Source organism: Amycolatopsis sp. GM8, assembly GCF_021653975.1.
In the GTDB taxonomy this organism is placed as follows: domain Bacteria; phylum Actinomycetota; class Actinomycetes; order Mycobacteriales; family Pseudonocardiaceae; genus Amycolatopsis_E.
The window spans coordinates 86,191-105,965 of the sequence record NZ_JAJKFK010000012.1 but is presented as its reverse complement, the minus strand read 5'-3'; the positions used below and the strand labels follow the sequence as shown (position 1 = coordinate 105,965).

Genomic DNA, 19,775 nt, shown 5'->3' with positions numbered 1-19,775 from the left:
CGCGGACGAGGATGCCTCCGTAGCCTGACCACGGAGCAGCCGCTCGCCCTCCTCCCGGCCGGCGACGCGCGCGTTCTTCATGTGACACTCATGATCGAGATGCCATCGAACCCCGCCAGGCGTTCATACCGCAAACGACCGATTGCGATCACCGAGCCAACGACCTTGCCCTCGCCCGAACACGACCAAGCTCAGGCCGTCGCAGAGCAGAACGCATGTGGGTCACGAATGGCGCCCCCGGCAGGATTCGAACCTGCTACAGCGCTTTAGGAGACGGTTGTTGCGGCGTTCCGTGAGGTTCTGGCTGCAGTTTTCTTGTTAGCACCGTCGCACCATGTCTCGTTGGTCCCGTTCGCGCCGGTGGTTCGTACTACGAGCCACACCATGGCGTGGCTTCGCCGTGGATCGCGTTCGCTCGGAAACGTGGGTATAACGCTGCCGGCGCGGTATCGGCGGCCCGGTTACTGTTCGCCTCTGGCGCTGGCCCGAACTCGCTGCTGCTGTGCCGCTCGACCGTCGGCGGCGAGCTGGCGGGCCGATGGTGAAGAATTTCTCTCCAGCCCCCTACCGCCTGCATCGAACCGACCGGGTAGGAACCGGACACCGCGTCAAGATTCCAGTTGACGTCGAGCTTCCTTGTTCGCCGCTGCGCTTTCCGGAAGCAAGCCGAATCTCTAACTGCCGAGCACGACGACCACGGCAAATCTAGGAGAGTCAAAGCCTGGGGCCGAATCGCTCAACGGAACCTGAAGAACGAACGCATCCAGGGCGTTCTATGCGCGGCCTGGAGAGGGCATTGCCGTAACCGTGGCTGGGATCCTGGTGAGTGTGCGCTGAACGATTGGCTCGGCGGGGTTCAGGCGCCTGCGGCTTTGAGTATGGCGATGACCTGGGCAAAGCCTGCCAGTCGTTCGGGATCGGTTCGGTAGCGGGCAGAGTTGCGTTCGGCGAGTTCCAGCGCCTCTGTCGTTGGGATAGCGCCCCGGTCCAGCAACATGCGAACGATGACGGGCCACCCGCCTGCCGCAGCGCCAGCTAACGGTGTGCCCCGATATCCCTCGACGTGGTTAATGCTGGCTCCGTGGTCCAGCAGCATCTCCACGATGGCCGCAAGGCCCTGAACAGCGGCCAACTGCGACCCCGGAGCCCGCTCGCGGGCCCCACCCCGACCGTCGGGGTCGGCACCCGCTTCGAGTAGCAGGCGAAGAATGTCTGTCATGCCTCTAGGGGCGGCGAACCGAACCGGTGTGTTTTCGCCGTATTCGCCGATGGGTTGCTCGGGGTCCGCGCCCGAGGCTAGCAGGAGCCGGACCACGTCCGTTTGCTCCGCCCAAATGGCCCGGTCGAGAGCGGTACGGGGCCGACCGACGGGGTTTCTGGCGTCAACCGGAACACCCTCCCGTAGCAGCCGTCCCACCCGCTCCACATCACCAGTTTCCGCCGCGTACCCCAACTGTTGTATCGCATCCACGACCCGATATTCTGCCAGTTTCTCGGACATGGTGCCAAGTCTGGACTATCTTCCCTTTTCCGAACGGTTTGGTTACCTACCCGCGCCGCTTGGTTCCAAGACGACAAGGGTGTTTGAGATATCGCATGGGAGTGCCGGTTTCGATCGTCGACCCCCGCCGACACTCCCATGATTGGCATAGCCTTCACGCATTAGCTGGGATACATGGTGACGATGTCAACCAATCCGTAGGGACCGGGGAACTTGTCCACGACGAGGGTTATTGCCGTCGAGGGGCCTCCTCCGGCCTGGGCTGACTTGGTGCCAACGCCTGAGTAGGGGAACGTCTTTTCGTAGTAGTTGCTCGCATTCAATGCCCACAGGTTCGAGTCCTGAAGTCCCGTGTCGAGGATTTTCGCGAGGTCCCCGTTGGTTACCGTCGAAAAGAAGAGGCCCTTACTGCTGTCGACTTTGGACCCACCCGGGAAATGGGAGTCGTGGATGTTTGTGACGGCCTTCAGGTCCAACTGAACGTTGCCGGATGGGGGGTAGTTGTAGCATCCCGAGTTGGCTGCGGCTGCCATGTCGGCCGTGGGCACGCGCGCGAGACTGTTGGGCACGCAGGCCTGCAGGTAGTCGATCAACTGTTCGGCGATCGCCGCCAACAGGGCTTCTTCGGCGGCCGCTTGTTCGGCGAGGTGGGCGGCTTGGGCTTCTTCGGCGATGATGCGGGTGCCGATGATGTCGGCTAGGTCGGCGCCGGTGGCGGCGGCGTTGGCGAGGGTGGCGAGGCTGTCGAGTCCGAGGATCTCGCCGAGGTCGGCGGCGCCGCCGAGGATGACGTCACCCAGTGCGCATTCGGGGCAGAGGAGGGCAACCGCGCCGCCGAGGGCGGAAAGGACTACCGTGTCGAGCCATTTCGGTGGACTGGTGTCCACAACGGGGCGAAAGTTGGGGCTAAGCAGGTTGTTCGGGTCGAGACACAGTGCCAGCCCGTGGCTTCCTTCATAGTTGTGCTGGCGGCAGATCTCCTGCAGATGCCCGAGGATTCGTTCTTTGTCGGCAGGGGTTCCGGTGAACAGCAGGACACAGTTTGCCGAACTGAGGACCGCGGTCGACACGACCAGCCGGTTCATGTCTTCGCATTGGACCTGACGTTGCTGGATGAACTCTTGTTTTTCGTTTTCGGCCTTCGTTGCGACGGCCTGCCAGGCGTCGCGTGCGGCGAGGGCGGCGTCGGTGGCGTCTTTTCCTGCGGCGCGCGCTGCGTTGTAGGCGTTGGTGGCTGACGTGGCTGCCTGTTGCGCGTAGTTGGCGGCTTGGTTGGCTGAGTGTTGGGCCCAGGTGGCGGAGCGGGTGGCGCGGTCGGCGGCGGCTACTGCGGTAGCAGCGGCTTGGGTGGCGGTGTTGGCGGATTGCTGGGCTTGTTGCGCGGAGTCCGCCGCACGCTGCGCAGCGGCCTGGGCCTGGTTGGCCCAATCGGCGGCTTGAGCGGCAGCGGCCTGGGCTTGGTTGGCCCAGTTGGCGGCTTCGTCGGCGGCGTTGCGGGCGGTGGCTGCGGCGGCTTGGGCTTCGTTCGCGTTTTGGACGGCGGAGGACGCAGCGGCGGAGGCCTGGGCGAGGAGGCCGTCGATGGCGGCGTTGTGGGCGGCGGTGTTCTGATCCCGTCGGGCGGCGGTGTATTGGCCGGTGGTGAGGAATTCGTGGGCGAGGGTGGGTGGGCCGTCGAGTGCGGCTTGGGCCATGGCAGCCACTTCACGTGACCCGGCGGTGCGAGCAGCGGAGAGGACTTGGTTGACCTTGACGTTGTCGTCAATGGTCAGCGCGGTGTACTGCCCGGTCTGGAGGAATGTACGCAGTGCTTGGTCGTTGCCGGCGTCCAGCGCGTGCTGTGCGGCGTCGACCACGACGGTTCGGCCGGCGGTGCGCGCGGCGGACATGATCTGGTTGACCTGCACCGAGTCGTCGATCTCGCGGCTGGGGTAGTCGGGGTTGCGCAGGAAGTCCCGTACGGCGGTGTCGGTTCCGGCGAGGGCGGCGTCTGCGGCGGTCTGGAAGTTGGGGGTTGCGGAGTCTTTGAGCAGGTTCAGAGTTGCGCGATCGTCCTGGCCGGCGGCATCCCACAGTCCGGTGGTGACGTAGGTGATGGCTTCATCCTCGGTGCCGCCGAGCGCGGCCAACGCGGACTCTTTGGTCCATTGCCCGGTGCTGCCGGCCAGCGTGAGTGCGACCTTGCGGGCGTCGGTGACCGCGAGCGCGTGGTCGGTGCCGGGGTTGGTTGCCTCGGCGATGAGCCGGTTCGTCTCGGCATCCCAGGTACTCGCCTGGTCCACAGTGGACTGTGTGGTGGGTTGGGGGGTGACGGTGCCGAGTGCTGCTTGCGCGGCGTCGTCGGCTTCCTGCCCGGCGAGGGCGATCCGGTTGTCGTCCGCGGTCCGGGCCGCTTGGGCGATCTGGGTGGCCTGATTCGCCGCCGCGACGGCCGCGTTTGCTGCGGCGGTTGCGGCGTTGGCGTGGTTGGTGGCTTGCTGGGCAGCGTCAGCGGCTTGCCCGGCGTGCGCGGCGGCGTCGTCCGCTGCGGCAGCAGCGGCTTGTGCGTTGGTGGCGGCGGCGTCGGCGGCGTCTGCGGCCTGGCCGGCATCGGTGCTGGCTTCGCGTGCCCATGCCTGGCTGGCCTGCGCGGCGGCGACCGCACGGGCGGCCTGGGCGCGTGCCGCTGCCGCGGCGGCTTGTGCCTGCCGGGAGTCGGCACCGGCCGCGGCGGCGGCATTGGCGGCCTGGGTGGCGTTGTCGGCGGCTGTTTGTGACTGGGCGGCGGCGTCCTTCGCGGCGTCACCGGCTAGGCCTGCCTGTTCGGACGCGGTGCGGGCGGATCTTGCGGCGTTCGCGGCGGTTGAGGCACTGTCCGCGGCGGCCCGCGCCGCCACCGCTGAGAGGCTGGCGGCGGCGGCCTTGCTCTTGTCGCTCACGGCCGCGGCTGCGGCGTTGTAGGCGTTCGTCGCGGCGACACCGGCCCGCGATGCCGCCGCGGCCGCGCGGGACGCGGCCCCAGCGGCAGTGTTCGCCGCGCGGGTCGCCGCGTTCGACGCCCCGATCGCTTCGCGTGCGGTGGCCGCCGCCTGGTTCGCCGCATACGCCGCTCGGGATGCCGCATCCGTGGCCGCGCTGGCATTTCCCTGGGCCGCAGCCGCGGCGTCCTTTGCCGCCTGCGCCGCGCGCTGTGCCGCCGCAGCCTCCGCAACCGCGCGGTCGGCCTGTTGCTTCGCGGCCACGGTCTCACTCGCTGCCTGGGCGGACGCTGCTTGCGCCGTGGTCACCAACTGTGTGATCGAGTCGGTCTCCGCGTCGCGGGCCTGCGCGACCGGCAGGTCAACGGCCAGGAACGCGTCTAGCGCTTCGACCGTGTTGGCGTCCAGCGCCTGCTGCGCGGCTCTTTGCACCTCCGGCCCACCGGCCGACATGGCCTGGTTGACCTTCACGTCCTGGTCGATCTCGTACGGCGCCTGCCAGCCGCTGTCGACGAAGGTCTGCAGCGCTTCGGTGGTGTTTGCGTCCAGCGCGGCCTGCCCGGCCTTCCGCACCTGGGGTCCGCCCGCGGACATCATCTGGTTGACCCGCACGTTCAGGTCATTACTCGCCGCCGTTTGCCAGTCAGTGTCCAAAAAGGTCTGGAGCGCATCGTCGTTACCGGCGTCCAGCGCCTGCTGCGCCGCGGTCTTCGTCGACGGACCACCCGCGGACATCATCTTGTTGACAGCCACGTCTCGGTCGATCGACGCATCAGGATCCTTCTGCGTCGTCAGGAACGTCGTGATATCCGCATCTGTCCCCGCCAAGGCTGCCGCGGCATCGCGCTTCGTCGCAGGACCACCGAACTCCCACAGGCGCGCGACCTTCTGTCGATCGGTGGCGGAAGTGAGGTCCGACGGGGCAGGGTCGCTTGCCGCGGCTTGCACACGCGCCGCGGGTGCCGCCACCGATTCGGGTGCGGTGACAGTGCCGCCCGCAACGGCCAGGGTCAGAACCGTGGCCAGAATGGCACGGAAACGTCTCGGCGCGACGCGCATGAGGAAACCCCCAGGTTTCGATTTTCCGGGAATACCGCGCACAACGCGCGGTTGCCACAAGGCAGATTAACCACGCCAATCGGTAACCAGTTACCGCCAAATGGCCGTGATCCAGATCACCTAACAGTTTTCGAAAACCGTGGATTACGCTCACGTTTGCTGCCACCTGTTGGCGAACTCTGCGGCAAATGTCCGTATTGACCCGATCTGACGCTGTCGATGTGGGGGAACTTGTGCGCGCACTTCTTCGAATCCTGGCCGTTGCGGCAGTGGTATGCACCGCGGCAGTTGGCGGGACGGCAATAGCAATGAACGACAGCGGTCAGGAGTCCACTTCGGACACTCAGCCGTCGATCGTGGAGGACTTCGGCTATCCTGGCGCGGCGCAGATCCAGGCAACCGACAACGTTCAGCTGATCAGCGGCGACGGGCATATCGTCTACACCGACTGCCCCTCCGGCCCGGACACCGTCGGCCTCATCATGGTCCATACCAGTAACCTGGTCGGCCCGAACGGCGACGGGAAGCTGTGCTTCCACGTCCTCGCTGCCAGTGGCTACCTGACGATGATGATCGCCGACGTGTACTCCATTCGCGGCGACGGCCTGCAAGCAGGGCAGGGGCACAAACTCAAAGCGGCACTCACCACCGACGCCGGGGTGCACACCGTCGTCGACGTCAACCCCAGCGGCACCACCCAGGTCGGCATCACGACAGACCCACCCGGTGATCCCACCACGCTGCTGCGCCTCGACGCCTCATCCTGACCGCATCCACCAAGCGCAGGACGTGCCTCGAATTCACCTGATCCGTCCAATTCCTGGGGAGAATTTTCAATGCCTGTCGTTTCTCGAAGACGCCTAGGTGCCGCGGTCGCGCTGGTGCTTTCCAGCTCGACCCTATGTGCTACTTCAGCTGGAGCAGTGACCGGTGATGCGGCTCCGACTCCGGGTGCCGTAGTGAAGATCAACACTGTGAGTGGTGCGTGCAGTGGGGTGTTGGTGGCGCCGCAGTGGGTCTTGACGTCCACCGCATGTTTCCCCAATGCCACGGCGTATGCGGCACCTCCGGCCGCGACCATGGCGACGGTGGGGCGCACCACCTTGTCTGGTACCGACGGGCATGTGGTCGGGGTTGCGCGGGTGGTGCCACAGCCGGATCGGCCGGTCCTGTTGGCGCGTTTGGTCGCCCCGGTTACCGATGTGCTCCTCGCCCCCGTTGCCGCGACCCCACCGCAGGCGGGGGACAGCGTGTTTGTCGCTGGGTATGGGCGGACCGGTAGCGAATGGGTGCCCGATCAACCCCACCTGGCCACCGCCACCGTCGATGCCGTGAACCCCACGACGTTCGGTATCTCCAGCGGCAGTGGTCCGACCACGTGTAAGGGCGATGCGGGTGGGCCTGCCTGGCGCACCAATACCGGTGGGGGCGCGGAAGTTCTCGCGGTGCATCAGTCGTCATGGCAGGGAGGGTGTCTTGGGGAAACCGAGACCCGCACCGGCGCCACCGAAACCCGCGTCGACGACCTCCACGACACGCTGAGACAGCAAACCAGTAGCCCGATCCTCGCCCGCTACCTCGACCTCGGTGGCGTCACCTCGTTCCTCGGGGCACCCCAGGGCGGCGAATACACCGTGGCCGGTGGTAGCGGGCAGGACTACGAACACGGCAGCCTGTATTACTCGCCCGCTACAGGTGTGCACTCCGTGCAGGGCCTGATCCTCGGCAAATACAAAGAGTTGGGTGGGCCGGCGACATTCGGGTTCCCGCTCACCGACGAAACCACCACTCCCGACGGTGTCGGGAAATACAACCACTTCAGTCTGGCCTCCGGTGCCTCCATCTACTGGTCGCCGGCCACGGGTGCGCACGGGATCGAAGGTGCCATCCGCGACAAGTGGTCGGCGCTCGGGTGGGAAACCGGACTGGGCTACCCCACCACCGACGAAACCAGCACCGCGGACGGGGTCGCCCGCTACAACACGTTCAGCCTCTCCGACGGCGCCGCCATCTACGCGACCCCCGGCACCGGGGCGCATGAACTCCGCGGCGAGATCCTGAAGAAATGGACAGCCCTGGGAGCCGGACCAAAACTCGGGTATCCGACCACCGATGAAAACACCACCCCCGACGGGGTTGGCCGCTACAACCACTTCAGCCTCGCCGGCGGCGCCTCCATCTACTGGACTCCCGCCACCGGGGCACACGAAATCCGGGGGGCTATCCGGCAGAAATGGGCCGACCTCGGCTGGGAGACCGGACCCGGCTACCCCACCACCGACGAAAACACGACCCCGGACGGCATCGGCAAATACAACCACTTCAGCGGGAACGCCTCCATCTACTGGACGTCTTCCACCGCGGCCCACATCGTCTACGGCACCATCCGCGACACCTGGGCGTCGCTGGGCTGGGAAACGAGCCGACTGGGCTACCCGACCTCAGATGAATACGACATTCCCGGCGGACGCCGCAACGATTTCCAACACGGCAACATCAGCTGGAACGCCAGCACCAACACAACCACCGCCACCTACATATAGCAGCTCAAGGACTGACGGATTTCGTGTTCGGGATTGGGACTGAACGCCGGTCATCGCAGGCGAGCGATGACCGGCGTTTCGAGCCTGGGCCATGGTCGTCGGTTCAGGTGAGCACAGGCACCGCTGTCGCAGCGCCGATTGCGCCGCTGGTGCGCCTTGATGTCCCTCTCCTGCGGCTTCGTGTCCTTCTGCGCGATGCTGCTGCGAATCCAGACCACCGTGTTGTCGAGGTCGAGCCCGGGCCCAGCGCAGTGCGCACAGTTAACCGCAGTGAGCGCCCGTCGTCGTCGCCAGACGCGGGCGTGCGGCTGGCGCCGGTCCCGCGTGGCGGTTCGACACGGGCCGGGCGACCCCGCAGCCGCCGCAAGGGAGAAGGGAATATGCCTTCGCCGGGCAGGCTCCGGGATGGCCACGCTGTGTTTCCGGCCGTCATTTCTTGATGCCGTGTTCAATTCAAATTCATGGTGTTAGGGAAGTTTGGGCCAGGTCGCGGCCGCGACCGTCTTTGCGACGGCGCAGGGGTCGTTGTGAGGGGCGGGGACGCGGGCCCAGAGCGTCGCGTATTCGTAGACGCGGGGCCATTGCGTGATACCGACTTGGGTTCGGATGTAGCAGTACTCGTTATATCGTTCGACGATCGCTGTCTGGTTGTCGATCGTGGTCTTCGTTCCTCCGGTTGGCCGGCCGACGTAGTCGTCGCTGAGCTGAACCTCGGTGGTGTCGATGGGATTGAGCCAGGTGCACCGGTGCTGGTTCGGTGCTGGGATCACCTTGAGTCCGTTAGCCAGCGCGCCCAATACGTTGTGGGGATCGGGCATCAGAGTGCAGAGATCGAACTTGCCGAGATAGCTCTCGCGGTCATGATGGTCGACTTTCCTGGTGGTGACGTGCTCGACGAGTCCGGCGAAGACAGCCTTTTCCACGGTGCACAGCGCGGCACGCTGGTCCAGGGTGCCCGGGCTGGTGTCGGTGAAAGCGACGTTGACCGACAGGTGGGTACCATCGGCGAAAGTCAAGTACCGCAAACATGATGTCGGGCTGTTGAAATACGTTCCGAGCTGGACCTTCAGGCCCTGGTCCAGCGGCACCGCGTTGACGTCGGGACCCCGGTCCGGATCTTCCTTCGCGTCCGCAACGTTGCCCACCTGAACCACGATGGCTTGACCGCTGACGGTGCCGTACTCATCGCACAAATTGGGCCCAGAGACGACCAGGCCGCGACTTTCTACCCCTGCAGCAGCAGCCTTGTCCTGGTCCAGGAGACTGCAGAAGTCAAGCGAGGTCAAGTCGCCCAGCGCTTGCTCAGGGTGCAGAGGCTCCGGCGCGACCGACTGCGGAGTGGCTGGGGGCGGTGAAGGGACATCGCGTTGCGGCGCTGGGGCGTCGTTGGTGCCGGTAGAAGCGCAGGCCGCAAGAAGAACCGCAGCCAGGACGACGAGCCAAGATCGTGCCACGATCGGAACATCTGCCTCCTACGGGCTGTCGTTTCATGTCGTGACCGAACTGTGTCGGAAGATCGGCACCGAGGACGTGTGTTCAGCGCCGCGGCCGGTCAAAGTGCGACGAGCGGCGCGACGACCTGTGAATGCTGTTTGTCGCGCCGGGAGAGGGCTTCATTCTTCGCAGGTCAGGCCGTAAGTCGAAGTGGTGAAACGGGACAAAAATCCTTCCCCGCGAGTCGGTGCTTCGAGACCGCATGACTGGCATCTTGCAAGGCTCGGTCGTTGTTGGCGTCCAGGAAATTGTTGGAACCCTTGCACGGGTTTACTTGCCCAATTTCGCGAGGAGGCGAAGCGGGCATTCAACGATCAAACCGCCTTGGTTTATGTGCGGCTTCGTCTGAATAGGCATCTGCGCAATTCTTGAGCGGGTTTGACACTGTGGCGGGCCTGCTCCGGTGATCTCGTTGACCAGCCGAATGCGGACCTTCTCGGCTTCCTTCGCCGCGTTAGATCCAGCGGGGATCGTCTCGCGGAGGTGCCTGCGGGGCCTCACCGGCGTAGACCTTCACGCGCAGTGCGCCGTTCGCCAGGGTCTCGATCGCAGTCCGCGCGCTTCTGGGCACGTCACCAGCGCCAGTCGTGGTGCGAACATACGCCGTCCGGCACCGCACGCAAGCACGCTGACCGGCCAAAGCTGCCTCTGACCTGTGTGCCCCGGCGGGAGCACCAGGTGACGCTCGCGCCCGGTGACGCGCGGTTGCCGTTTAGTCGGTAGCACTGCAATACGTCACGGATGACCGCCGCCCGCTGTAGACCAAGGCGCTCAGCTTCGGCGCCGTCAACGAGGTTGATCTCGAAGACAACGTCCCATAGTTCTTGTCAGTGGTGAGCGCTGTGATGGCGCAGGTGAGGCGGACGGGGCACAGGCGACAGGTCTCTTTGCGGTCAGCCGCAGTATTGCTTCCAGGCTCGACGTCGATCCAGTCGACTTCTCGGTCTGCGTTTCGGCGTGCTGCGTGCACGTGCCGCTTCGGTGCACGCACCACCAGGAGCGTGGTCATGCGGCCGGACGAAGTGGGCCGCAGAGCAGATAGTCGGCGAGGTGCGGGGAGGCGGTGTTGAGCTGTGCTGCCACTTTGTGGCGGCTCAGACCGCGCCGCTTGGCTGCGGTTGATCGGTCTCCATGGTCGAGGAGCACATCGGAGACGAGGTCGGCTTCGTGGGGTGTGATGGCACCTGAGAGCATGGCTCCTGCGAGGACGAGGTCTGGGTGCCCGCTCACCGCGCGGGTGTCGACGGCGGTGTCGGTGAGTTCGGACCGGGCCATCGCTCGCCGCCTTTCGCTGTTGCAGGCTTCGTGGCCGCGCCGGAATGCGGACCAGTAGAGCTGTCCGAAGATCTTCGGCGATCGGGCGTCGACGATGTCGAGTGCCTGGAGGAAGCCTTCGAGGATTTCGGAGTCCAGGTCGTTGCGGTCACCGCAGAAGCGGGAGCCCAGTTTCCCGGCGATGGCTTTGAGGCCGGGCATCATCATGGCGGCTGCGACGGTGGTCCATGGCTCCGGCTTTGCGTGTGCCCGTCGGACCAGCTCCTGCCACACGGCGTCTTTGGTCACCCAACTTGTCTGCCGCTTCAGCAACAGCACGCGCACCTCATCCAGCGGCAGCACCTCGGTGGGTAGTCCGCATCCCAGTGCGGCGCAGTCAAGGGTGAGCGGCTGCGGGCCAGCAGTCATCGCCAGGAACCGCCGCTCGATCATGTCCAGGTGCGAAGGGGAGAATGAGGTCATCGGAGTGGAGCCTTTCCGGGGGACGGGGACATCTCACTGCCTAACCCGCCCATAGCGTCGTTCGACGGGAAGGATTCACCAGAACGGGTGATGTGTCGCTGTTGTCCTCGGCTTGGCACCCTGTGTTCGTACCCTGGATGTGTGATCGATCACGACGAGCTGCCGGAGACGGAGGCACCCGCTGATCGGTGGTCGGCCCTACTGCCGGCGCAGGAACTCATCCCGGCCTACCTGGCCTCGCGGTTCGCGGCGCAGTACCGGGTGATCGTCGACGTCCTGCCGGCCGAGCGGGACATGAGCCTGACCGGGTTGTCCTACGACGAGGTGGCCGCCGGCTGGTATCACGCAGATCGTCTGTCGGGTAGTTCCTTCGCGATCATGCGCAACAGAGAACAGAAGGTTCACACATCCCAGCGAGGTGTAATGGTGGTAGGGAGTCTCTGTGGCCGATTCGTGGGGGCCTATAGCCGATACAGCCAGCTGGGATGTGCTGATCCCGACCGATGACGAGTCGATCACTCGGCGCCGGCGTGCGTTGGCGCCGATTCAGGTACTCACCGATATCGAGCGGACCAAGGGCAGTTTGGACGGTGACTACTGGGACCGGTACGACCTGTTCACCATCGCGTTGGCCGTGATCGACCAGGTGGCCTTGGCGATGGGCATCTCGGCAGGGCGGACCTGGGAGGAGGCACTTGACTACGGGACCATGCAAGCCGCTCGCCAGGTTCCTGAAGCGTCAGCGTCGCAGTGGCTGTCCGTAGCGGAACGCGTCCTCGTATCGCTGGTCACCACGGACGTAGAGATCGTGAAGCACCTGGTGCACACGGCATCCGGGCCGGCATGGCGTAACCAGCGTTTCCGGCTGCTGTATCTGCACCCGACGGGTAGCGAGGGGATCGAGCACCTGCGTGCCTCCGAGCAGGCGATCAACATCTTCGTCGAGGCGCTCGACCTGGACATCGAGGCGGCCCAGATCGCCAACGAGGCGCAGCTCAACGCCCTCATCGCGCGAGGCGCCGTCGAGTCGGCCGTCGAGATCGCGAAGCACGCGCGATACCGGTCGATCCAGTATCAGGAGCGGGTACGCCGGATCGTGGCCGACACATTGATCGATCCCGACGTGCACGACTGGATCGGCGAGGTGCCGGCCTTGTTGCACGCTGCTCTCGATCATGTGAAGGAACGCCTGGACGCCGAGTCGGCACTACTCGACGCCGTCGCGGATCGCCGTGCGGAACTCGACGACCAGACCAAGCTGGATGCCGCCAACCAGCTGATCGAGATCCTGCGCGAGTGCCGTCGACGCCACGACGACCTGCACCGGCATCTCATCGGCGCCCGAAGTCGGCTCCGGGAAGCGCTCGACGACCGTTTCAGCCGTCCACCTCATGCTGTTCGGCGCTACGACATCGGGACCGACCTGCTTGCGCCCTACCTGACCAGAGGGACGGCGACCGCTGCCGATGCCGCGGACAGGATGGTGGCGATCGTGGGTGGCCTGCCGGCTCGCTGGTGGCCGTCGCTCACCACGCTCACCGACGAGCTGTGTGCACCGCCTCAGCCGCCCCAGCTCGGCGACGAGTTCCACCCACCGGAGACCGAGGTGGACGAGGAGCCCGAGTGGTGGGAGGTCTACGAGACCACGGTGGACACCGTGCTGGACGGTATCGAGCAGCCGGCCCGGTTGTCACAGCTACTGGCGCGAGTCGATCGGTTGACGGCCGAGGTCGAAGATCCAGACGGAGAGCCGCTGAACCCTGCCCTCCTCGCCGCGGCGATCGTGCACGCGGCGCACCGTGCCTGGGCGGCACGTCTCGCCGGACGGTCCGCCGGCGACCGGGTCGTCATCGCGGTCTTCACCGGGATCGAGCTCGACAGCGCGGGCATTCACGCCGACGACCTGCTCGTGATGCCGGGCGAGGTCATCGCCGACGTCAACGAACCCGCCGAAGTGCCACGTCTGCCACGGCATGTGCTGGACGAAGACGACATCGACAGAGAGGCGACCGGATGAGGTCCTCGACCGACGATGTGGATATCGGCCGTCTTCTCGCATGGTCGGCCCGGCCACGCGAGACACCAGGGCGCAACGAGGATCTCCATCGCGTCGTCACCCGCTACCTCGACGAGCCGGACTTCGCCGCCGCAGTGGACCGGGTGTTCTCCGGCGCGGGCCTGGACCTCCAGGTCGACGGCAGGGAAGGGATCGTCGTCACCGCACGGCACCATTCGCTGCTTCGGCTGCACGTCACGGACATCATGAAACGTGCGCAGCCGCATCATCGCACCGTCATGGGAGCCGTGATACTGGCCATCGCGCGCACCGTCTACCCGGAAGCCGGCATGCTCGACGATCCGGATCGGATCGCCGTGTTCACCACTCAGTCGGTCGTCGACACGCTGGATCGAGCCGGGCAGCGGCTCGCCGAGGCCGCGGCGGATGACAGTGACGTCGACGAGAGCCTCGTCGAGGGCTGGCGCCGATGGCTCGATCTGCCCCAGGCCCGCCCCAATGCCCAGCGACGTTCGACCGGTGACCGGGCCGGCGCGGTGAACCGCATGTGCAAGATGCTCACCGAGGCCGGCTATCTCAACCTGCGAGCCGAGACGGATGGCGGAACCTGGACAGCACGGCCACGGTTCCGGTACGCCGTTGCGGCCCTTACCGAGGACTCGGATCTCTATGCCCTCGTCAACGGCCTGCCGGACGCGGTCGATCTCGACACCGAGGAGGGCGTATGACGCGCTCCCTCTTCGCGGGACCGGTCGATCGAGAGCCGGACATGCCTGTCCCGCCGTTGCGGCTTCGACGGATCAGACTGCACGGTGTCGGTCCGGACGGCGCCAGGTTCGACCCGCTGGATCTCGACTTCGTCACCAGTGACGGTGCCGCGGCGCGCGTGCTGCTGTCGCTCACCAACACGGGTGGCAAGTCAACACTGATCACCTTGGTGTGCAGCCTCGTCGTGCCGGCGTCTCGGGCACAGGTGGGCGGCAAGGTGCTCGGGGACTACGTCCTCACCGGAGACACCTCCCACGTCGTGTGCGAGTGGGAGGACGTCACGTCGGGGCGGCGGACGGTGACCGGCGCCGTCATGGAATGGAAGGACGGCAGGCGGCAGCCCCCGCACGCGTCTCGTTCGACGAGCAACATGCACCGTTCCTGGTACCTGTTTCACACCGGACCGGGCCTGCCCGGCGTTGACGACCTGCCGTTCGTCGTGGACGGCCGGCGGTTGCCGCACCGCGCCTTCTGCGACGCGGTCGACGACCTGATCGCCGACCACCCGGGAACACAAGGGGTGCTGACCGACAAGCAGCAAGCGTGGACAACCGCGCTCGAGGAGCGGACGAGTGTCGACCCGACCCTGTTCGGCTATCAGATGAGGATGAACGATTCGGAAGCCGGCGCGGAGAAACTGCTCGCTTCGTTCGACTCTCCGGACAACGTCGTACGGTTCTTCGTGGCCGCGCTGAACGATCACCGCGAACTGGAGACGTTCACCCAGAAGCTCGAGGACTATTCGGCGCTCGCGTCCCAGCGCACCGAGCTCGAGGCGATCGCGGGCTTCGGCGCGGAGATCACTCCGGGGATCGAGTTGATCGTGAGCCGGTCCGCGGTCGTTGACGTCGCCGCCGCGCGGTCACGTCGCTCACGACTTCACGGTGGGGAGCACGCCGCCGCGTTGGTCAACCGGATCCACCAGGACGAAGAATCGCTCGGCGAGCTGCAGAAGGCACTGGACGCCGCGCGTGGGGAGGCCAACAAGGCACGCTACGCGTACGGCCAGATCAGCGACATCAGGCAGCAGCTGCAACTAGAGGAGGCCCGCGCACGGGTTGCGTCAACGAGGAAACAGGTCGAGCTCGCCGAGGCGGCAACGGCGGAAGCGCGGCGGCACGAGCAGGCTTGGCGTGCCGTGGACGTGGTGATCGACCTCGAGACGGCGCGGCAAGCACGGGACGCGGCGAAGCTCGCCTACAAGGCGGCCGACGCCGGGCTGGAACCGCTCCGGGAACGAGTGACGGACGCGGCCGAACGGACGGCAGGACGGCTCGACGCTCTTGTCGCTGAGTCGTCGGCGATCGCCGACGCCGCCGATGTAGCGGCGGGCGATGCGGCTGAGGACGCCGACCGGGCTCAGCAGGACAAGACCACAGCCACTCTCGAACTGGAGCGGGTCGACCGCGAACTGGGCGAGATCAAGAAGCAGAACGATGACGCGGAGACGGCGACCGCCGCGGCCGTGTCCGTCGGCTGGTTGAACGACGGCGAGCGTGCTTCCGCGTGTGTCAGCCGCTGGCAGGAAGTCAGAGGAGAAGCGAACCTGGCAGCGGACGGTGCGGACGAGGCCGCCCTCGCCGCCGACCGGACGTACGACAGCCTCGGAACCGAGATCGACATACTCGACAAGAAGCTCGTCGAGCTTCGGGCGACCGCTCAGCGAGCTGCCGCGAGACTGAACGACCACGACACGGAGTTCGGGACGGTCAGCGCTGACGAGACCGTGGTCCACCTGATCGGCGCGCGACCGGAGAGCACGGTCGAACTGGCGCGTGCCAAGCAGATGGCGGAGGAGTCCGCGCGCGCTGCGGACCGCAGGGCGGCCGAACACAAGGCGAATGCCCTTGCCGCCAACGAAGAATTGGCGCAGCTCGACGAAGCGGGCACGGCACCCGCAGGGTCGGACGCCCTTGCCGTGCTGGGAATCCTGACGGAGGCACGGATAGGTGCGGTCACCGGCCTGAGCTGGATCGAGCGCAACATAGCCGACTCGGAGCGACGGGCCCCGTTCATCGCGGAGAACCCGGACCTGGCCGGTGGTGTGGTCATCTCGGACCCACAACGGTTTACCGATGGGGTCGCACTGCTGGTTGAGAAGGAGGTGCGCACCAGAACACCGGTCACCGTGCGCACCGCGCCGACTTCGACGACCGGACCACGACCGGAAACCGTGACGGATGCGCGGCGGCACGTCGTCGTGCCCCACCGTGCCACCTGGGACCGAGCGTGGGCACTCGAGACCCGCAAGGCACTGGAAGAGACCGCGCTGGCCGAGGGTGACGCCCATCAGCAAGCAGCCGCCGCCGCACAGCGGTATCGCGACGTCGTAGCATTGTGCAGCGGTTTCCTGCGCCGATGGGGTGAAACTTCCCGGGATGAGCTGGCCCGCATGTCGACGGAGGCCGCCGACATCCTGGAGGCCGAGGACAGTCGCCGAGACGCTCTCGTTGCCGACCGGAAGGCTCAACGGACGAGAGCCGCTGAAGCCCGTGCCGATGCCAAGAAGTACCGAGGGCAGGCCACCATGGCCGATGGTCACGTGGCACGTGCGACGCGACTGGCAGAAGTGGTGCAGGCGGCTGAGGTCGCGACCGCCCGCGTCGCCGGGCTGACGATCAGACGTGGCCGAGCCAGGGAAGAGCTTCGGTCGGCAGGTGAAGCTATCGCCGCGGCCGCCGAGATGCTCAAGAACTCTCTGCAGCGCGCCGCCGATGCCCGGAGCGCGGGCGAGACGTGGGCACGGGAACGTGCTGAGATGGGCGTAGACGAAGCGGCGCTCAATTCCGAAGGCAACCTCCAGGTTCTCAGGGACGCTTGGCATGCCTTGCGTGCCGAACTCGCCGCCGCCGAGCACGGCATGATCGAGGCGGAACTCCTGAAACGAGCGGAGTCCGACGTCGGCAAGGCGGTAGGACGCACGAGACAGTTCGACGACAGGGCACTTGCCGACGCCGAGGTGCTGGCTACCACCGGCGAGGCGGCCTCGCCCGGTAGCCGTATCCGTGCCCAGCAACGGGTGGGTACGTCGTTGGACTCGGCGCGGGCGGCACTGGTCACCGCGACCACCAAACGGAAGCAGGCCGAGGACGACCTGGCCGAGGCACAGCCTGCCGGTCCGGATCACCAGAACTTCATCGATCTGTCCACGACGGACTGGGCACCGGCCACACCCGAGGACATACCCCGGTTGCAGGAGAAACTGGAGATCCGCAACGTCGAGCTTCGTGAGATCCGTGATGGTGCGGAACAAGCCGAACGAGACGCGGACGAACTAGTGCGGGCGGTGCAGGAGGACATCGCGTCACTCGGTGACACCCTGGACCTGTGGCCCGTCGAACGAATCCCGACCACACACGTCTTCCACGGCACCAGAGTCAACGCGCGTGACCTGATGAAGCAGTACGTCCAGGAGCAGCGAGAGACCGACGGGCTCGAGCGCGCCGCACGCGACGACTTGCATACCGCGGTCGTCGCGGCCCGGAGCACGGCGTTGGACTCCCGGTGGTCTGGTCTCGACGCCGCGGCAGCGATGCGAGTCCGGTCGTTGTCCGAAGCCGATCTGGTCACCGAAGCCGAGGTGCTGGCGAGGCGGATCAGGGCGATGGCCGGATCCGCCGCCGACGACCTACGGGAACTCGACGACCACCGTGCGATCCTGCGGGACAGCCTGCTGTCGCTGTGCCGCGACCAGCGACGCATGCTGCGCGAGGTGACCCGATCCGCCAAACTACCGGACGGGCTCGGCGATCTCTCGCAACAATCGGCGATCAAGATCCGGTTCGACGACGCCCCCGATGACGAAGCCGCCGCACGTCTTGTCACCCGGATCGACACGTGGGCTGTCGAGCTGTCCGGAAATCCGAAACGAGCCAAGTCCTCCGAGGTGCGGGCACGGTGGCTGGCGGATGCAGTGCGTGACACGGTGCTCGACCGCACGCGGGCGGGCGCGTGGTCCATCGAGATCCTCAAGCCGTCGATCGACGGCAGGGTGCTGTACTGCCCGCCTGACCGGATCCCCATCGAGTTCTCCGGCGGACAAGTGCTCACCCTTGCCGTGCTCGTCTACTGTGCGCTGTCCCGGGTCCGTTCCGCGCATCGGCAGGGCGGCCCCCGGCCCGCAGGCACACTCCTGCTGGACAACCCGTTCGGTGCGGCGTCGGCCGAAGCGTTGATACAGATGCAGCACAGGCTGGCCGCCCACTCCGGAGTTCAGCTCGTCTGCGCCACCGGTCTGCACGATCCCGCCGTTGATGCGGCGTTCACCGGCACGGGCTCGGTGATCATGAAGCTGCGGAACGACGGTGATCTCCGCCGCAATCTTTCGTACCTGCGGCTGCGGGCGACGACGGTGGACGGCGTTGACGTGGCCGAGTCGATCACCGGTGGCCGGGACCGGGCGGCCACCCGGAACTGGGTCGATGCGACCCGCTACGAGATTCGCGGATGACCTCGACACCACGTCGTTCGGAGACCGCCGCTCTCCGTGACGCGATACTGGACACTGGATCCGTCAGGATCGAGTTCACTGCGTTGTGGCGGCTCTGGTGCAAGGTCGCGCCGCGGTTCGTGGGGGATCCGGCCCAGGCCACGGCACTGCATAGCGCGTTGCTCGAGCTGTCGCAGGACGCCGTGATCGAACTGCCGAAGCGGGCATGGGACAACTCGACGGTGCCGGCACAACCTCGATTCGTCACGGTTCCTGCGGCTCGGCCGGCAGGCCGTGGACGGGCTTGGTGTGTGTTCCCGTGGCGTGCCGAGCTGGGCTGGGTGGCGTCGTTGCCGACGTTGTCGGATGTGCTGTTCGAGGATCTCGTCACCATCAACGACTGGCTCGGCCGGACAGAGGCCCAGGAGCTGCCTGTCGTTCCCGTTCGCTACCGGTCCGCCGAGATCTTCGCGAGAGAGAAACGACTCGACGAGCTGGAACGCACGAAGCTGTTCGGCGCGGAACGGTTGAGCTTGTCGTTGCTCGCGTGTGTTCGGATCGCGCCACCGGTTCCGGCCGCCGTCGTCGGTACCGGTGCGGACGTGCTCGTCGTGGAGAACAGCGACACCTACTGGGTCACGGTCGACGCGTTGCGCAACGCCCGTGGCCACGCCATCGGCGCGGTCTGCTGGGGCTCCGGCAAGACGTTCCCTGCGCAGGTGTCGTCCCTTGCGGTGGACGTCGCGGGTCAGGGCCCGTTACGTGGCACTGCTTGGTATTGGGGCGATTTCGACCCAGCGGGAACGTCGACGGCCGTCCTCGCCACGCAAGTGACGCGTGATGTGCGCGTACGTCCGGCTTCCGGTCTGTGGGCCGAGATGGTCGGTCTCGCTGTGCAGGAGGCCGGTGAGTTCAACTGGTCCGGCGCGGTTGGCAGGGAGTGGCTTGGCCCCGAGCTGTGGGACCGTCTGGAATATGTGCGATCCGCACACGGACGCATCGCCCAGGAACTCGTGCCGGTGGATGCGGTGGTCAGGTGGGCCGCAGACCATCACTCACACTGCTGACTTTGCGATGGAATTCAGGCATGAACAGTGCTGTTGCGGAGCTGTCGAGCCAGGACTGGGACCGGATGTCCGACGCGGAGTTGCTCGACTCGGTTCTGCAGGTCGAAGCATGGCCGCGTCGGCTGTATGAGGTCGCCCTTGGTGGGACAGTTGCCGCGGCCGGGGCGCCGCCAGCGTCACGGCCAGTCTGCGACACCCGGCCG

12 protein-coding genes are annotated in these 19,775 nt (G+C 66.3%); 7 read left to right on the top strand and 5 right to left on the bottom strand.

The genetic code is table 11. The features are described 5' to 3' along the window. Nucleotides 1-856: 856 nt before the first annotated feature. Both LOZ83_RS37200 and LOZ83_RS37195 read right to left on the bottom strand, forming a co-directional pair. Entirely contained in the window at nt 857-1,501 is a 645-nt protein-coding gene (locus LOZ83_RS37200) for an ankyrin repeat domain-containing protein (RefSeq protein WP_236796573.1), read from the bottom strand. 161 nt (nt 1,502-1,662) lie between these two features. Beyond that, nucleotides 1,663-5,517, bottom strand: coding sequence for an ALF repeat-containing protein (locus LOZ83_RS37195; RefSeq protein WP_236796572.1), 3,855 nt, complete (start codon nt 5,515-5,517; stop codon nt 1,663-1,665). Between the two features lie 308 nt (nt 5,518-5,825). Here LOZ83_RS37195 and LOZ83_RS37190 point away from each other — a divergent pair, with 308 nt between their 5' ends. Continuing rightward, nucleotides 5,826-6,284 carry a hypothetical protein gene (locus LOZ83_RS37190; protein WP_236796571.1) on the top strand — a complete coding sequence of 153 codons (459 nt, stop codon included), beginning with the start codon at nt 5,826-5,828 and terminating at the stop codon, nt 6,282-6,284. A 192-nt stretch (nt 6,285-6,476) separates the two neighbouring features. Next, nucleotides 6,477-8,060, top strand: a complete 1,584-nt coding sequence (locus LOZ83_RS37185) for a trypsin-like serine protease (RefSeq protein ID WP_236796570.1) — start codon at nt 6,477-6,479, stop codon at nt 8,058-8,060. Between the two features lie 467 nt (nt 8,061-8,527). Here the strand turns inward: LOZ83_RS37185 and LOZ83_RS37180 are convergent, their stop codons facing one another. The 3 genes from LOZ83_RS37180 to LOZ83_RS37175 form a co-directional block, all read right to left on the bottom strand. After that, a complete protein-coding gene (locus LOZ83_RS37180; RefSeq protein ID WP_236796569.1) occupies nt 8,528-9,514 on the bottom strand; it encodes a hypothetical protein in 987 nt (328 codons plus the stop codon). A 752-nt stretch (nt 9,515-10,266) separates the two neighbouring features. Continuing rightward, nucleotides 10,267-10,563: a WhiB family transcriptional regulator gene (locus tag LOZ83_RS40960; RefSeq protein WP_374202767.1), complete on the bottom strand. Its 297-nt coding sequence runs from the start codon at nt 10,561-10,563 to the stop codon at nt 10,267-10,269. After that, on the bottom strand, nt 10,560-11,291 hold the full coding sequence (locus tag LOZ83_RS37175; protein WP_236796568.1) for a hypothetical protein: 732 nt from the start codon (nt 11,289-11,291) through the stop codon (nt 10,560-10,562). The genes LOZ83_RS40960 and LOZ83_RS37175 overlap by 4 nt, the downstream gene beginning before the upstream one ends. A gap of 141 nt (nt 11,292-11,432) precedes the next feature. Here LOZ83_RS37175 and LOZ83_RS37170 point away from each other — a divergent pair, with 141 nt between their 5' ends. The 5 genes from LOZ83_RS37170 to LOZ83_RS37150 all read left to right on the top strand — a co-directional run bounded on the left by LOZ83_RS37170 (nt 11,433) and on the right by LOZ83_RS37150 (nt 19,572). After that, on the top strand, nt 11,433-11,798 hold the full coding sequence (locus LOZ83_RS37170) for a DUF2397 domain-containing protein (RefSeq protein WP_236796567.1): 366 nt from the start codon (nt 11,433-11,435) through the stop codon (nt 11,796-11,798). Further along, the gene (locus tag LOZ83_RS37165; RefSeq protein WP_236796566.1) at nt 11,734-13,308 is read left to right on the top strand and encodes a hypothetical protein; all 1,575 of its coding nucleotides are present in this window, start codon (nt 11,734-11,736) and stop codon (nt 13,306-13,308) included. Before LOZ83_RS37170 ends, LOZ83_RS37165 begins: the two co-directional genes overlap by 65 nt. Then, on the top strand, nt 13,305-14,036 hold the full coding sequence (locus tag LOZ83_RS37160; protein WP_236796565.1) for a hypothetical protein: 732 nt from the start codon (nt 13,305-13,307) through the stop codon (nt 14,034-14,036). The genes LOZ83_RS37165 and LOZ83_RS37160 overlap by 4 nt, the downstream gene beginning before the upstream one ends. Then, nucleotides 14,033-18,526 (top strand): hypothetical protein, encoded by a 4,494-nt coding sequence (locus LOZ83_RS37155; RefSeq protein ID WP_236796564.1) that lies wholly within the window; start codon nt 14,033-14,035, stop codon nt 18,524-18,526. Before LOZ83_RS37160 ends, LOZ83_RS37155 begins: the two co-directional genes overlap by 4 nt. A gap of 158 nt (nt 18,527-18,684) precedes the next feature. Continuing rightward, complete coding sequence (locus LOZ83_RS37150) at nt 18,685-19,572, top strand: hypothetical protein (RefSeq protein WP_236796563.1); 888 nt, start codon at nt 18,685-18,687, stop codon at nt 19,570-19,572. Nucleotides 19,573-19,775 lie beyond the last annotated feature (203 nt).

What these genes read in the sequence shown, in the direction of transcription:
- LOZ83_RS37190 (WP_236796571.1), top strand. Translation starts at nt 5,826, where the DNA reads ATGAACGACAGCGGTCAGGAGTCCACTTCGGACACTCAGCCGTCGATC.
- LOZ83_RS37195 (WP_236796572.1), bottom strand. Translation starts at nt 5,517, where the DNA reads ATGCGCGTCGCGCCGAGACGTTTCCGTGCCATTCTGGCCACGGTTCTG.
- LOZ83_RS37155 (WP_236796564.1), top strand. Translation starts at nt 14,033, where the DNA reads ATGACGCGCTCCCTCTTCGCGGGACCGGTCGATCGAGAGCCGGACATG.
- LOZ83_RS40960 (WP_374202767.1), bottom strand. Translation starts at nt 10,563, where the DNA reads ATGACCACGCTCCTGGTGGTGCGTGCACCGAAGCGGCACGTGCACGCA.
- LOZ83_RS37200 (WP_236796573.1), bottom strand. Translation starts at nt 1,501, where the DNA reads ATGTCCGAGAAACTGGCAGAATATCGGGTCGTGGATGCGATACAACAG.
- LOZ83_RS37160 (WP_236796565.1), top strand. Translation starts at nt 13,305, where the DNA reads ATGAGGTCCTCGACCGACGATGTGGATATCGGCCGTCTTCTCGCATGG.
- LOZ83_RS37175 (WP_236796568.1), bottom strand. Translation starts at nt 11,291, where the DNA reads ATGACCTCATTCTCCCCTTCGCACCTGGACATGATCGAGCGGCGGTTC.